Below are 14,843 nucleotides of genomic sequence, written 5' to 3'. Positions count from 1 at the left end.
GCCGCCGACCGGAGGAGGGACCCGATGGACCACGACACGACCATCACCGACCACCGCACCGCCGAGGAGCGCGACCGCGAGTTCCTGCCCGGTGTCGGCAGACCGTGGCTGCTGCCCTTCTACGACCTGTTCTCCCGGCTCGCCGGCGTGCGGCGCATCCACGACCGGACGGCGGCGCTCGCGGACGTCGCCCCGGGGGAGTCCGTGCTCGACGTCGGCTGCGGCACCGGGAACCTGTCGCTCGCGGTGCTGCGGGCACAGTCGGCGGCCCGGGTCACCGGCCTCGACCCTGACGGCGCCGCTCTGCGGGTCGCGGCCCGCAAGGCCGCCCGGCGCGGGGTCCCGCTCACGCTGGTCCAGGGCTTCGCCGACCGGCTGCCCGCCCCCGACGGGTCGCTCGACCACGTCGTGTCAGCGCTCGCGCTGCACCACGTGCCCGACGGGGCCCGTGAGCAGTTCGGGCGCGAGGCGCTCCGCGTGCTGCGGCCCGGCGGGCGCGTGACGATCGCGGACTTCGGCAGCGCGGGAGGGGAGGCGGGTGCCGGGACCACCGCCGGGGGCGGTCACGGGCACGCCGAAGGCCACGGTCACGGCACCGGTGGGCACGGGCACGGCCACGCCCGGGGTCACCGGCACGGCCGGTCCGCCACCGCGGATCCCCGCGCCGCGCTGAACCGGGAGGGCGGTGTGCTGCGCCTCCTCGCGGACGCCGGGTTCACCGACGCCCGGGAGGTGGCACAGATCGAGCACCGCTTCGGCCCGCTGACGGTCGTCCAGGCCACCCGGGCCTGACGCCGGACCGGGCGCGGCTCAGGCCCGGCGGACCCGCGGCTCCGGGAACGCGGGCGGTGTGGCCGCCGGGCGCTCGTCGAGGCGCCGGAACGCCTCGGCGATCGCGGTGTCGAGCTGCCGGTCGACGTCGGAGAAGTATTCCGCCGGTGTGTGCCGCACCTCGATGTCCGGGTCAACGCCGTGGTTCTCCACGCCGAAGCCCTTGCCGTCGAGCCAGAACGAGAAGCGCGGCTGGGTGATCCCCGTGCCGTCGACGAGGCCGAACCGCCCGTCGATGCCGACCACGCCGCCCCACGTGCGCACGCCGACCACCGGGCCGATGCCGAGTGCCTGCGCCGCGGCGTTCACGATGTCGCCGTCCGACCCTGCGTACTCGTTGGTGACCAGCACGACGGGTCCGCGCGGCGCGCGGTCCGGGTAGGTCGCGGGCCTGCCGTAGTGCCGGTTCAGCTCCCAGCCGACCACGCGGGCGGCGAGGCGCGCGATGACGAGCTGCGAGGTGTGCCCGCCGCCGTTGAACCGCACGTCGACCACGACGCCTTCCCGCTCGGTCGCCAGGCGCAGGTCGCGGTGGAGCTGGGCCCAGCCCGTGCTCATCATGTCCGGCACGTGCACGTAGCCGAGCCGCCCGCCGGACTTCTCGGCGACGTACTCGCGGCGCGAGCGCACCCAGTCCTGGTAGCGCAGGTCGGACTCGTCGGCCAGCGGCACGACGACGACCCGCCGGTCGGTGCCTGCCGCGTCGCCGTCGCCGCCCGCGGGCCGGCGCAGGGTCAGCTCGACGGGCGTCTCCGCCGCGCCGACGAGGTTCGCCGCCGGGCCGGCCACGGGGTCGACGGGGCGTCCGTCGACCGCGACGACCAGGTCGCCCGGGCGGGCGTCGACGCCCGCCGCGCGCAGCGGCGACCGGGCGCCCGGGTCGGACGACTCGCTCGGCAGCACGCGCTCGATGCGCCAGCCGTCCGCCGTGCGTGCAAGGTCGGCGCCCAGCAGGCCGAGCCGCCGCGACTCGTCGCCCAGGGGCCCCGGCGCCCGGACGTACGCGTGGGACGTGTTGAGCTCCGCGACCGTCTCCCACAGCACGTCCACCAGGTCGGCGTGGGTCGCGACCCGGTCGACGAGCGGCCGCCACCGCTCCACGACGCCGGCCCAGTCGACGCCGTCCATGTCCGCACGCCAGAAGTGGTCGCGCATGATGCGGGCGTTCTCGTCGAACATCTGGTGCCACTGCCTGCGCGGGTCCACCTCGTGGCGCAGACGGGACAGGTCGATGTCGAACGCGGTCGGGTCGCCGTCGCCCGGCTTGCTCGTCGCCGACTGCGTGGCCAGTCCCGACCCGGACCGGACGACGATCCGCTCGCCGTCGCCCGAGACCGCGTAGAAGTGCACCTTCTCGGCGACGTCCGTCACCCTGCGGGCCTCGAAGGACCAGAGCTGGAGCACGTTGGGCGCAGGCTCCTCCTCGGCGCCGGCGTGCCGGGAGCCGAGCACGCCCGCGTCGTCGGTCTCCCGGACCCAGAGCACGCCGCCCTTGACCGCCTGCAGGTCGCGGTAGCGGCCCGACGTCACAGGGAACGGCACGACGCGCTCCTCGGCGCCGTCGAGGTCGATCTCGGGGGAGGGGGTCGCCGGCGAGGCGTCCTTGGCGTCGTCTGCCGTGTCCCTCGTCGTCTCCTTCGTCGTGCCCTTCGTCGTGTCGTCGGCCTTCTCGTCCGCCCTGCCCTCCGCCTTGTCCTCCGCCTTGGCGAGCCGCCAGCCGTCGGCGCTCGGGCCGAACGGGGCGGGCTCGGTCGCGGACAGCGGGATGAGCCAGGGCCGCGTCGCGGCGCTGAACGAGAGGCCGAACTCGTGCGAGTCGTAGGACGGGTCGAACGTGCGGTCGGAGAGGAAGACGAGATACCGGCCGTCGTCGCTGAACGCGGGCGAGAAGTCGTGGAACCGCCCCGACGTGAGCGGCACGGCCGCGGGCTGCTCGGCGTGCAGGTCGGCGACCATGATCTGGTGGTGGTCGCCCACGGTGCCCGTCGGGCTCGACCAGGCGAGGTACCGCCCGTCGGGCGAGAACGTGGGCGAGAGCGCCTCGCCGTCGGCGGACCGGCCGACCTCCGTCACCGTGCCGGGTGCGACGGCGGGCTCCTGGTCGCCGGACGTGTCCGGCGTCGCGACCACGCTGATCCGGCCGTCGTGCGAGACGGCGGCGACCCGGTCGCCGGACGGGCTCGCCGCGAGGTGCAGGACCCGGCCGAGCTCACCGGCCGCGAGCCGCTGCGGATCGTCGGACGGCACGCCGGCCGAGGTGCCGGGCAGCGCGTGGATCTCGAGCGCGTCCTCCCGGCTCACGCCGTCGGCCGTGGTGCGCGGCGCGTCCGTGACGACGGCGGCACGGCGTGTGTCGCCGAGCAGCACGGGCTCGCGCACGCGGACACCCGGGTCGGCGACGAGGGCGCGGGCAGGCCCGGCGCGGTGGGTGACCCACCACGCCGTGCCGAACCAGCCGACGACGCTCGCGTCGCCGGTCGTGTCGACGGCGATCCCGTCGACGGGCACGGGGCTCGAGTCGGGGTCGGTCGAGTACGGCTGGGGCAGCGCGCCCGTGAGCGTGATGTCGAGCCGGCGCGGGGTGCCGTCCAGGCCCTCGAGCAGCCAGAGGTCGCCCCGGCTGTGCCAGACGATGCGTGAGCCGTCGGACGCGGCGTCGCGCACGTAGCCCTCGGCCGGGCCCTGGTGGGTGAGCTGCCGCGGCTCGGGCGTGCCGTCGGCGCCCGCCAGGCCGTCGAGCACCCAGAGGTTGGCCTGCTCGTCGGCGTGGTCGGGGAAGGTCGCGCCCCGGTCGGACGTGAGCACCAGGCTGTCGCCGATCCAGATCGGGTCGTAGACGCCCGCGGTCTCGTCGGGCAGGGGTCGCTCCCAGTCGCCCGTGCCGCGGTCGAGCCACAGCACCGACGCCGTGCCGCCCCGGTACCGCTTCCAGTAGGCCGGGGTGCGGTAGCCGGCCGAGACGAGGGCCGTGGTGCGGGCGCCGTCGCCCGCCACGTGCTCGGCGACGCCCCAGGCGGGGCCGTAGCGGCGCGGGGTCTCGACCGTGCCGTCGAGCGCGACGGCGCGCACCACGGTGAGCGAGCGCTCCGGGGTGCCCGCGTTGGACGAGACCAGCACGCGGCCTTCCTCGTCCCAGCCGAGCACGGTGAGGCTGGTGCCGCCGAACCAGGTGAGGCGCCGCGTCGCGCCGTCGGCCAGGTCGACGAGGTACGCCTCGGGGTGGCCGTCCTTGTGGGAGACGTAGGCGAGCCTCGTGCCGTCCGGCGCGAAGCGCGGCGTGGTCGCCGGGACGTGGTCGCTGGTCAGCCGCCAGGCACGCCCGCCGGACACCGGGGCGAGCCAGACGTCGTCGTCGGCGACGAAGGCGACCTGGTCGCCGTGGACGTGGGGGTATCGGAGATAGGGCCGGAGAGTGGGCTGGGTCACCCGGCCAACGTACTCGCGGCCTCCGACACCCGTCATCGGAAATGGGTCCCGCGGCGGACGAGGTGCGTCCGCATCGTGGTCTCACATCGCGGAACGCCCTGGTCTCACCGACACATCGTCCGCTTCGATGAGAGCCATCGACGGTGCCTCGTGAACGCGAGGCACCGGACCGAGCGCACGGGAGGCACGACGATGGTTCTGCCCACGGAGCAGACGGCCCTGCCGTCGCCCGTGCCCACGACGAGCCCGGGCGGCGGACGGGGCACGAGCGCGCTGCCGGTCCGTCTCGACGGCGTCGCGCGAGCGTTCCCCGCGGGCCGGGGCAGCACGCCCCGCACCGTGCTCGCGGGCGTCGACCTCGAGGTGGCGCCCGGCGAGATCGTCGCCGTGCTCGGCCCGTCGGGCTGCGGCAAGTCGACGCTGCTGCGGCAGGTCAGCGGGCTCGACGCGCCCACGGCAGGCCGGGTGACGGTCGACGGCACCCCGGTCGCCGGGGCCGACCCGCGCACCGCCGTCGCCTTCCAGGAGCCTCGGCTGCTGCCGTGGCGCACCCTCACGCAGAACGTGGCCCTCGGGCTGCCCGCCGGGACCCCACGACCGGCGGGCCGCGAGCGCGTGGCCCGGCTGCTCGACCTCGTGGGCCTGTCCGGGGCGGCGGAGCTGCGGCCGCGGCAGGTGTCCGGCGGGATGGCGCAGCGGGCGTCGCTCGCCCGGGCCCTTGCCCGTGACCCCGGCGTGCTGCTGCTCGACGAGCCGTTCGGGGCGCTCGACGCCCTGACCCGCTTGCGGATGCAGGACCTGCTGCTCGACGTCCACGCCGCGCAGCCCGCCACGGTGCTGCTGGTCACGCACGACGTCGAGGAGGCGCTCTACCTCGCCGACCGCGTCGTGCTGCTGCGCACGCTGGGGCAGGGCGCCGCCCCCGCCGGCAGCGTCGCCCGCGTCGTCGAGGTGCCCGGCGCACGACCGCGTGACCGCGCGGCGCGCGACCTGGCCGAGCTCCGCGCCGAGCTGCTCGACGGCCTCGGCGTCCCGACCCACCACGACCGCTGAAGCTTTCCGAACACACCAGCCCGCCGACCGCCGTCGGGCAGCGAGAGGACGAACCATGCGCGACCGCACGATCACGACGCCCGGCCGGACCCTGACCTCGACGGCAGCGCCGGTGGCGGCAGGCCTGACCGCTGCCGTGCTGGCGCTGAGCGGCTGTGTCGCGGGGGAGGGGAGCGCCGCGGCGGGCAGCTCCGACGCCGGCTCGGGCGGGTGGAGCACCGACGCCGTCGCGGTCGACTTCGCGACCTACAACCCGCTGAGCCTCGTGATCCGCGAGCAGGGCTGGCTCGAGGAGGAGCTCGACGGCGTCGAGGTGACCTGGGTGCAGTCCGACGGGTCCAACACCGCGAACGAGAACCTGCGCGCCGCGGCGGTCGACTTCGGCTCAACGGCGGGATCGGCCGCACTCCTGGCGCGGGCGAACGGCTCGCCCATCCGCACGGTCGACATCTACAGCCAGCCGGAGTGGTCGGCGATCGTCGTGCCCGGCGACTCGGACATCACCGACGTCGCCGACCTCGAGGGCACCTCGATCGCCGCGACCAAGGGCACCGACCCCTACTTCTTCCTGCTGCAGACGCTGGAGGAGGCAGGCATCGCGCTCGACGACGTCGAGGTGCAGAACCTGCAGCACGCCGACGGCCGCGCGGCGCTCGACAACGGCTCGGTCGACGCGTGGGCGGGGCTCGACCCGATCATGGCGGCGGCCGAGGCCGAGGCGGGCGACCGGCTGGTCTACCGGAACATCGACTTCAACACCTACGGATTCCTCAACGCGCGCGAGGAGTTCGTCGAGGAGCACCCCGACGTGACGCAGGCCGTCGTCGACGCCTACGAGCGGGCCCGGGCGTGGGCGCTGGAGCACCCCGAGGAGCTGTCCGCGCTGCTGGCCGACGTCGCGGGGATCGACCCGGAGGTCGCCGCCACGGTGATCGAGGAGCGCACCGTGCTCGACCTGGACCCCGTGCCCGGCGACGAGCAGCGCGCGGTGCTCGAGGTCGTCGGCCCGATCTTCGTCGACTCGGGCGACGTGCCCGCGCAGACCAACGTCGACACCGCGCTCGACGAGCTGTTCGCGCCCGAGTTCGCGCAGGAGGCGGTCACCGATGAGTGACCGGGCGGCCGTGACCGCACCGTCCGGTCCTGCCGGTCCGGCGACGGCCGCAGGACGCGCCCGACTCGGCCGGGCCGGCCGCGTGGCGCTGGGCCTCCTCGTCCCGGTCGCCCTCCTGGGCGCCTGGTGGGGGACGACGGCGGCGGGCCTCGTGCCGCCCTACCAGCTGCCCGGCCCCGTGGCGGTGTGGGACGCCGCCGTCGACCTCGTCGAGCGCGGCCAGCTCTGGCACCACGTGGCGATCTCGACGCAGCGCGTGCTCGTCGGGTTCGCCGTCGGCGCGGCGGCGGGGCTCGCCGTGGGCGCGCTCGTCGGCCTGTCCCGGCTCGGCGACCTCCTGCTCGCCCCCACGCTGGGTGCGATCCGCGCCGTGCCGTCGCTCGCGTGGGTGCCGCTGCTCATCCTGTGGCTCAAGATCGGCGAGGAGTCCAAGATCACGCTCATCGCGATCGGCGCCTTCTTCCCCGTGTACACGACCGTCGCGGCCGCGCTGCGGCACGTCGACCCGCACCTCGTCGAGGCAGGGCGCGCGTTCGGGCTGCGCGGCCTGCGGCTGCTCTCGGTCGTCCAGCTGCCCGCCGTGCTGCCGTCGCTGGTCGCCGGGCTGCGGCTCGCGCTCGCGCAGGCGTGGCTGTTCCTCGTGGCCGCGGAGCTCATCGCGTCGTCCATGGGCCTCGGCTTCCTGCTCACCGACTCGCAGCAGAACGGGCGCGTCGACCGCATCCTCCTGGCGATCGTGCTGCTCGCGCTGCTGGGCAAGGTGACGGACGCGCTCATCGGGCTCGCGGAACGGCGCCTGCTGCGCAGGTGGGCATGATGGCCTCCGCACCCGTCGACCGGAAGAGAGCAGCACGATGACCGAGCACACCTTCGGGTTCCGCACCCGGGCCCTGCACGCCGGGGGCATCCCCGACGCGGCCACCGGGGCCCGGGCGGTGCCGATCTACCAGACCACGTCGTTCGTGTTCCAGGACACGGACGACGCCGCGAACCTCTTCGCGCTGCAGAAGTACGGCAACATCTACTCCCGCATCGGCAACCCGACCGTCGCAGCGCTCGAGGAGCGCCTCGCCTCGCTCGAGGGCGGCATCGGGGCCGTCGCGACGGCGTCCGGCATGTCGGCCGAGTTCATCACGTTCGCGGCGCTCGCGGGCGCGGGCGACCACGTCGTCGCCTCCGCGCAGCTCTACGGCGGCACCGTGACACAGCTCGACGTGACCCTGCGACGATTCGGCGTCGAGACCACGTTCGTGCCCGGCACCGACCCCGCGGACTACGCCGCGGCGATCACGCCGCGGACCAAGGCCGTCTACACCGAGGTCGTCGCCAACCCGTCCGGCGAGGTCGCCGACCTCGCGGGCCTCGCGGAGGTCGCCCACGCGGCCGGCGTCCCGCTCGTCGTCGACGCGACGCTCGCGACGCCGTACCTCGTGCGACCGATCGAGCACGGCGCCGACATCGTGATCCACTCCGCGACCAAGTTCCTCGGCGGGCACGGCACCACGCTCGGCGGCGTCGTCGTCGAGTCCGGCCGGTTCGACTGGGGCAACGGCAAGTTCCCGCAGATGACCGAGCCCGTGCCGTCCTACGGCGGCGTGAGCTGGTGGGCCAACTTCGGCGAGTACGGGTTCCTCACCAAGCTGCGCTCGGAGCAGCTGCGCGACATCGGGCCCGCGCTCTCGCCGCAGGCGGCGTTCCAGCTCCTGCAGGGCGTCGAGACGCTCCCGTACCGGATGGACGCGCACCTGGCCAACGCCCGGGCCGTCGCCGAGTGGCTCGAGGCCGACCCGCGCGTCTCGTCCGTGCGGTGGGCGGGCCTGCCGTCGCACCCGCACCACGACCGCGCCCGCCGGTACCTGCCGCTCGGGCCGGGATCGGTCTTCGCGTTCGGCCTGCGCGTGCCCGACACGTCCGGCGACGCGCCCGCGCCGACCGCGCGCGAGGCAGGCAGCCGGTTCATCGAGGCGCTGCAGCTCGCCTCGCACCTCGCGAACGTGGGCGACGCGCGCACGCTCGTCATCCACCCGGCGTCCACCACGCACCAGCAGCTCTCGGCCGAACAGCTCGAGGCGGCGGGCGTGCCGGAGGACCTGGTACGCATCTCGGTGGGTCTGGAGGACGTCGACGACATCCTCTGGGACCTCGACCAGGCGCTGACGGCGGCGACGGGGGTGGCCCGATGAGCGAGACGGTGCGGACCTGGCAGGGCCCCAGCGCCCAGGAACGACGGCGCATCCTGCGGGCGACCCGGTCGGTCGCGATCGTCGGCGCGTCGGCCAACCCGGCGCGCGCGAGCTACTTCGTGGCGACCTACCTGCTGTCGTCCTCGTCCTACGACGTGTACTTCGTCAACCCGCGGGCCACCGAGATCCTCGGCCGCCCCGTGTACCCGAGCCTCGCCGACCTGCCCGTGGTGCCCGACCTCGTCGACGTCTTCCGGCGGCACGAGGACCTGCCGTCCGTGCTGGACGACACCCTCGCGGTGGGTGCCCGCACGCTGTGGCTGCAGCTCGGCTCGTGGCACGAGGACGTCGCGCGCCGGGCGGAGGCCGCGGGGCTGGAGGTCGTGATGGACCGGTGCGTGAAGATCGAGCACGCCCGGTTCCACGGCGGCCTGCACCTGGCGGGCTTCGACACGGGCGTCATCAGCTCGCGCCGGGCGGAGCGGTGACCGAGGCGTAGGGTCGTGCCCCGATGAGCCCCCACGTCGAACCCGTCAGCACCGCCCTCCTCGTGGAGCGGCTCGTCGGGCTCGTGCTCGGCCGGGCCTCCGGCGACGAGCCCGTGCGGCTGCTGGTCGACGGGCACCCGACGGCCCGGCCCGACGCGCTCGCCGACGCGCTGGTCGCCCCGCTCGAGGCGGCGGGGCGGCCGACGGCGCGCGTCAGCGTCCGCGACTTCCTGCGCCCGCGCTCGTTGCGGTTCGAGCGCGGGCGCGAGGACCCCGACAGCCTCCTCGACGACCGGATCGACGTCGGCGCGCTCAACCGCGAGGTGCTCACACGCGTCGCGGAACGACACGAGTACCTGCCCAGCCTCCGCGACCCCGACACCGACCGCGCCACCCGCGCCGCCTACATCGACGCGGCGCCGGGCACCGTCGTCCTCCTCGACGGCACGCTCGCCGCCGGGCGCGGCCTCGACGTCGACCTCACGGTCCACCTCGAGCTCAAGCCCGGCACCCTGCGCCGGCGCACGCCGCCCGAGGACGCCTGGGCGCTGCCCGCGTGGGACCGGTACCTGCGCGAGATCGAGGGCGTGCCCGACCTGGTGGTCCGGGTCGACCACCCGGACCACCCGGCGCTCGTGCACGCCTGACCAGGGTCGGCGCGCCGGTCAGCGCACCAGGCAGAACGGGTGGCCCACCGGGTCGGCGAACACTCGGAAGCCGTCCTCCCCGCCGGGCAGCCGCGTCGCGCCCAGCGCCAGCACGGCCTCCTCGCCGGCGTTCAGGTCCGGTACCTCGATGTCCAGGTGCACCTGCTGCGGGAAGGCCGGGTCCGGCCACCGCGGCGCGGTGTACCCCTCGACGGACTGGAACAGCAGCGGCCTCGGGCCGCCCAGCATGGCCACGCCGTCGGCGTCGTACGTCACGGGCGCGCCCACGACGCCCGACCAGAACCGCGCGAGCGCCGACGCGTCCGGGCAGTCGAACGTCGCGCCCATCACGGTCACGCCGTCCGCGCCCTCCTTGAGGCACACGTCGAACGGGTGCCCGGCCGGGTCCGCCAGCGTGACCCACTGCTCGTTCTCGCGCAGCACCGTCGCACCGAGCTCGACCGCCCGGGCGCTCGCCGCCGCCAGGTCGGGTACGTAGAGGTCGAGGTGCGCCTGCTGCGGGTGGTCCTGTCCCGGCCACTGCGGCGGCACGAGGTCGGGCGCGCGCTGGAACCCGATGCCCCAGCGGTCGGGTGTCACCACGGTGATCCAGTCGTCGGACTCCGACGACACGCTGCCACCCGTGAGCGCCTTCCAGAAGCCGGCCTCTGCGGCGACGTCCGGCACGTCGAGGACCACGGTGTCGAGCGTCCCCACGCCGGCGGGGGTCTGTTCGGTCATGGCGGTGTCCTGTCCTGTCGTTGGTCCCTCTACTGTGCACCGAGCCACTGACACCCCCCACCGGACCGCTGCCGTCCGCCGCGCTGTCCACAGGCATTGTCCACAGACCTGTGAATAGCCTGGTCAGCCCGCGGTGCCCGAGCTGCCCGCGCTGGCGACGGCGCTCGGTGAGGCCGCGGTGTGGGCCCTCGACGCGTGGGGCGCCGAGACCGAGACGACGGGGTACCGCGCCTTCGGCTGACGCGGTGCGTTCAGCCGACGTCCTGGCGCGGGCGCGGCTTCGGCGGGCGCACCGTCGGCACGTCGCCCACGATCGGCACCGGCCGCCGGTGGAACGGGAACCCGTAGCGCGTCACGAGGCCCGCGAGCGTCGTGACGCGGTTGCGCGGCCCGACCAGGGACATGATGTGCACGAACAGCCAGACCAGCCACGCGACACCCCGGGTGAGCCGGATCGCCCGGCCGCCGGGCAGGTTGATCTCCGCGACCGCGGCACGGCGGCCGATCACCGCCATCGTGCCCTTGTCCACGTAGCGCAGCGCCGCGGTCGGCCGGCCCTCGAGCAGCGCGCGGATGTTGCGGCCCACCAGCTCGCCGCCCTGGATGGCGGGTTGGGCGAGCTGCGGCAGGTCGGCGGGTGACGCCGCGACGTCGCCCGCGGCGAACACGCCCGGCAGGCCCTCGACCTGGAGGTCCTCGCCGACCCGGATGCGGCCGCTGTCGTCCTGCGGCAGGCCCCAGCCGCCCACCTCCTCGTGCGGGTGCACGCCCGCGGACCACACCGTGAGGTCGGCGTGGATGCGCGTGCCGTCGGTGAGCACCACCGCGTCCTTCTCGACCGCCGCGACACCGGCGCCCAGGTGCAGCGAGACCCCGCGCCGCTTGAGCTCCTGCGCGGCGTAGGTCCGCAGCTGGGGCGCGAACGACTTGAGGATCTCCCCGCCCCGCTGCACCACCTTGACCTCGAACGCGTCGCCGTGGATCTCCGGGTAGGCCGGCCGCAGGCCCGCCGTGCGCAGCTCCGCCAGAGCGCCCGCCACCTCCACGCCGGTCGCGCCACCACCCACGACGACGACCCGCAGCCCGTCGTCGGTCCGCTTCGACTTCGCGGCACGCTCCAGCCGGATGAACAGGTTGTCGCGGATCCGCATCGCCTGCGAGCGCGAGTACATGGGGAACGCGAACTCCTTCGCGCCCGGCGTGCCGAAGAAGTTCGTGGTCACGCCCGTGGCGACCACGAGGTGGTCGTAGCTGATCCAGTGGTCGTTGAGCAGCCGGATCTTCTTCGCCTCGTGGTCCGCCTCGACCAGGTGCTCGTGCACCACGTGCAGGTTCTTCTGCTTGAGCCGCAGGCCGCGCAGGAAGTAGGTGACGTCGCCCGGGTTCAGCCCGCCGGTGGCCACCTGGTACAGCAGCGGCTGGAACGTGTTGTAGACCCGGCGGTCGATGAGCGTGATCCGCACGGGTGCGTCGCGCAGCGCCTTGACCGCGGCCATCCCCGCGAACCCGCCACCCACCACGACCACGTGCGGCAGCGGCTCGGACGGCCCGGTCAGGGCCCTCTCGAGGCCGTACTCGTCGTCCGGGGCCTCCGGCTCGGGCGTGGCATGCGCTGGATCCGTCACAGACATGAGTCTCCACCGGACCGGGACCGCTCACATCCGCTGCGGTTCCCCGGCGCACCCCGGGTTACCGTGGTCGGTCGTGAGCACCTCTGACACGACCGGCCGCACGCTCGCCAACGGCTTGCGCACCCGCCACCTGACCATGATGGGCCTCGGCTCGGCCATCGGGGCCGGCCTGTTCCTCGGCTCGGGGCTGGGCGTCGCCGCGGCGGGCCCCGCCGTCCTGCTCAGCTACGCCATCGCGGGCGCGATCGTCGTCCTCGTCATGCGCATGCTCGCCGAGATGGCCGCCGCGCTCCCCTCCAGCGGCTCCTTCTCCGTCTACGCCGAGACCGCGCTGGGCCGCTGGGCCGGGTTCCTGCTCGGCTGGCTGTACTGGTTCACCATCGTCATGGTGCTCGGCGTCGAGGTGACCGGCGTGGCGGGGATCGTGCACGGCTGGTGGCCCGCCGTGCCCCAGTGGGCGGTCGCCGCGGTCGTCGTGGCCGTGTTCGGCGCGATCAACCTCGTCGGCGTGCGCCAGTTCGGCGAGGCCGAGTTCTGGTTCGCGGCGATCAAGGTCGCCGCCATCGTGGGCTTCCTCGTGCTCGGCGTGCTGGTGGTGGTCGGCGTCGTCCCCGTGACGGGCAGCATCCTCGGCGACTGGGCCGCCCACGGCGGCTTCGCGCCCGCCGGGCTACCGGGCATCGCCGCCGGCCTGCTCACGGTCGTCTTCGCCTTCGGCGGCATCGAGATCGTCACGATCGCCGCGGCGGAGGCCCGCGAGCCGCAGAAGGCCGTCGCGGCCGCGACGCGCACCATCCTGTGGCGCATCCTCTTCTTCTACGTCGGCTCCGTGGCGATCATGGTCGCCCTCATCCCGTGGACCGACGCCGCGCGGCTCGAGTCGCCCTTCGTCGCCGTCCTGGAGATGGCCGGATTCGACGGCGCCGCGCGGCTCATGGAGGTCGTCGTCGTGCTGGCGCTGCTCAGCGCGTTCAACGCCAACGTCTACGCGACGTCCCGCATGCTCTTCTCGCTCGGCGGGCGCGGGGACGCACCGGCGCTCGCGACCAGGGTCTCGCGCCGCGACGTCCCGTGGGTGGCAGTGCTGGTGTCGGTGTTCTTCGGCGTCGTCGCCGTGCTGCTCAACTACCTGCTGCCGGAGTCGCTGCTCGGCGTGCTGCTCAACGCCGTCGGCTCGGCGCTGCTCGTGGTGTGGCTCCTGGTGGTCGTCTCCCAGCTCCGGCTGCGGCCGCGCCTGGAGGCGGCCGCCGCCGAGCGCGGCGAGCGGCTGCCGCTGCGCGCCTGGGGGTACCCGTGGCTCTCGTGGGCCACCCTGGTCGCCCTGGTCGCGGTCGTGGGTCTCATGCTGTCCGACGCCGCCGCCCGTCCGCAGATCGCCGCCACCGCAGGTCTGGTCGTGGTCATCCTCGCGGTCTACGCGATCACGCGGGCCGTGCGGCGGGCACCCGCCGAGCGCTGAGCCGCGGCGTTCAGCAGACCGTCACCGGGCGTCCACCCGCCGGTCGGACGGTCGTCGGCGACGTCCCGGATCGTCGTCGGCATGAGCGAGAACTCCGGCGTCGACCGCCGTACCTTCCTCTCCCTGAGCGCCGCGGGTGTCGCGGCGGCGGCCACCGCGCCCCCTGCCCAGGCCGCCGAGCAGAGCCGCGAGCTCGGCAGGCACCCGCGGCGGGGACTGCGGTTCGGGCGGGACGGGCGCTTCCGCATCGTCCAGTTCAACGACACGCAGGACGACGAGAAGATCGACCGCCGCACGCTCGAGCTGATGCGGGCGGTGCTCGACGACGAGCGCCCCGACCTCGTGGTGCTCAACGGCGACAACATCACCGGCGGGTGCGACACGCCGCTCGAGATGCACCAGGCGATGAACAACGTGGTGCAGCCGATGGAGGAGCGCGACATCCCGTGGGCCGTGACGTTCGGCAACCACGACGAGGACTCGACGCCCGAGAGCGGGGTGGACGAGGCGGACATGCTCGCCTTCTACCGGTCCTACCGGCACAACGTGAACGGCCCGACGGCGCGGGGCGTCACCGGGCAGGGCAACTCGCACCTGCTGATCGACGGACGGGACGGCCGCCCGGCGTTCAACGTCTGGCTGCTCGACTCCGGCCGCTACGCGCCCGAGACGCTGGGCGGGCAGGACTTCGCGGGCTACCCCACGTGGGACTGGCTGCGCATGGACCAGGTGAAGTGGTACTTCGACACGTCCGTGGGCCTCGAGCGCCGGTACGGGCGGCCCATCCCGTCGCTGATGTTCATCCACATCCCGCTGTGGGAGTACCGGTTCATGTGGTTCGGCTCGGTCGACGGCCGCACGGACGCCGACCACGAGCGCGGCCGGGTGCGGCACCGGATCGAGGGGGAGCGCAACGAGGAGGAGTGCCCCGGCCCGTTCAACTCCGGCATGTTCTCGGCGATCCGGCACCGCGGCGACGTGCGCGGCGTGTTCTGCGGGCACGACCACGTCAACACGTACAGCGGCGACTACTACGGCGTGCTCCTCGGGTACGCGGGGAACACCGGGTTCGGTACCTACGGCCTGTCCGGCGCGGAGCGGAACCGGCTGCGCGGTGCGCGCGTGTACGACCTCGACGAGTCCGTGGACGGGGTGCTCGCGGGCACCCGCATGCGGTTCGCCTCGGAGTTCGGCATCGACCTGACGGCCGACGACCAGTGGATGGAGCCGCTGCCGCTGCCCCGCCGAAAGTGACCGGGCGGTCCGCTCC

General features: G+C 74.4%; 12 protein-coding genes. 9 read left to right on the top strand and 3 right to left on the bottom strand.

What is annotated here, in order from left to right:
- The first annotated feature begins 24 nt into the window (after window positions 1-24).
- A complete protein-coding gene (locus tag HLB15_RS00990) occupies window positions 25-792 on the top strand; it encodes a class I SAM-dependent methyltransferase (RefSeq protein WP_171102783.1) in 768 nt (255 codons plus the stop codon).
- Between the two features lie 18 nt (window positions 793-810).
- Here the strand turns inward: HLB15_RS00990 and HLB15_RS00985 are convergent, their stop codons facing one another.
- Entirely contained in the window at window positions 811-4,257 is a 3,447-nt protein-coding gene (locus tag HLB15_RS00985) for a S41 family peptidase (protein ID WP_229785613.1), read from the bottom strand.
- Between the two features lie 192 nt (window positions 4,258-4,449).
- Here HLB15_RS00985 and HLB15_RS00980 point away from each other — a divergent pair, with 192 nt between their 5' ends.
- Genes HLB15_RS00980 through HLB15_RS00955 form a run of 6 tightly spaced genes read left to right on the top strand, consistent with a single transcriptional unit; the run spans window position 4,450 to window position 9,742 of the window.
- A complete protein-coding gene (locus HLB15_RS00980) occupies window positions 4,450-5,310 on the top strand; it encodes an ABC transporter ATP-binding protein (RefSeq protein WP_171102780.1) in 861 nt (286 codons plus the stop codon).
- A 55-nt stretch (window positions 5,311-5,365) separates the two neighbouring features.
- Window positions 5,366-6,424: an aliphatic sulfonate ABC transporter substrate-binding protein gene (locus tag HLB15_RS00975; protein ID WP_171102777.1), complete on the top strand. Its 1,059-nt coding sequence runs from the start codon at window positions 5,366-5,368 to the stop codon at window positions 6,422-6,424.
- The gene (locus HLB15_RS00970; protein ID WP_171102775.1) at window positions 6,417-7,241 is read left to right on the top strand and encodes an ABC transporter permease; all 825 of its coding nucleotides are present in this window, start codon (window positions 6,417-6,419) and stop codon (window positions 7,239-7,241) included. Before HLB15_RS00975 ends, HLB15_RS00970 begins: the two co-directional genes overlap by 8 nt.
- A gap of 37 nt (window positions 7,242-7,278) precedes the next feature.
- On the top strand, window positions 7,279-8,607 hold the full coding sequence (locus HLB15_RS00965; RefSeq protein ID WP_171102773.1) for an O-acetylhomoserine aminocarboxypropyltransferase/cysteine synthase family protein: 1,329 nt from the start codon (window positions 7,279-7,281) through the stop codon (window positions 8,605-8,607).
- Window positions 8,604-9,095, top strand: coding sequence for a CoA-binding protein (locus HLB15_RS00960; RefSeq protein WP_171102772.1), 492 nt, complete (start codon window positions 8,604-8,606; stop codon window positions 9,093-9,095). The genes HLB15_RS00965 and HLB15_RS00960 overlap by 4 nt, the downstream gene beginning before the upstream one ends.
- Before the next feature lie 23 nt (window positions 9,096-9,118).
- A complete protein-coding gene (locus HLB15_RS00955; protein ID WP_171102770.1) occupies window positions 9,119-9,742 on the top strand; it encodes a nucleoside/nucleotide kinase family protein in 624 nt (207 codons plus the stop codon).
- An 18-nt stretch (window positions 9,743-9,760) separates the two neighbouring features.
- Here the strand turns inward: HLB15_RS00955 and HLB15_RS00950 are convergent, their stop codons facing one another.
- Together HLB15_RS00950 and HLB15_RS00945 are read right to left on the bottom strand one after the other, a co-directional pair.
- Window positions 9,761-10,483, bottom strand: a complete 723-nt coding sequence (locus HLB15_RS00950; protein WP_171102768.1) for a VOC family protein — start codon at window positions 10,481-10,483, stop codon at window positions 9,761-9,763.
- A gap of 251 nt (window positions 10,484-10,734) precedes the next feature.
- A complete protein-coding gene (locus HLB15_RS00945; RefSeq protein WP_229785614.1) occupies window positions 10,735-12,108 on the bottom strand; it encodes an NAD(P)/FAD-dependent oxidoreductase in 1,374 nt (457 codons plus the stop codon).
- Between the two features lie 79 nt (window positions 12,109-12,187).
- Here HLB15_RS00945 and HLB15_RS00940 point away from each other — a divergent pair, with 79 nt between their 5' ends.
- Together HLB15_RS00940 and HLB15_RS00935 are read left to right on the top strand one after the other, a co-directional pair.
- Entirely contained in the window at window positions 12,188-13,573 is a 1,386-nt protein-coding gene (locus tag HLB15_RS00940; protein WP_171102764.1) for an amino acid permease, read from the top strand.
- 81 nt (window positions 13,574-13,654) lie between these two features.
- Window positions 13,655-14,827, top strand: a complete 1,173-nt coding sequence (locus HLB15_RS00935) for a metallophosphoesterase family protein (protein ID WP_171102762.1) — start codon at window positions 13,655-13,657, stop codon at window positions 14,825-14,827.
- The last annotated feature ends 16 nt before the right edge of the window (window positions 14,828-14,843 follow it).

Source organism: Promicromonospora citrea (assembly GCF_013004695.1).
GTDB classification, from domain to species: domain Bacteria; phylum Actinomycetota; class Actinomycetes; order Actinomycetales; family Cellulomonadaceae; genus Promicromonospora; species Promicromonospora citrea.
Note: the sequence above shows the minus strand (reverse complement) of the source record. Positions and strands in the feature narration are given on the sequence as shown.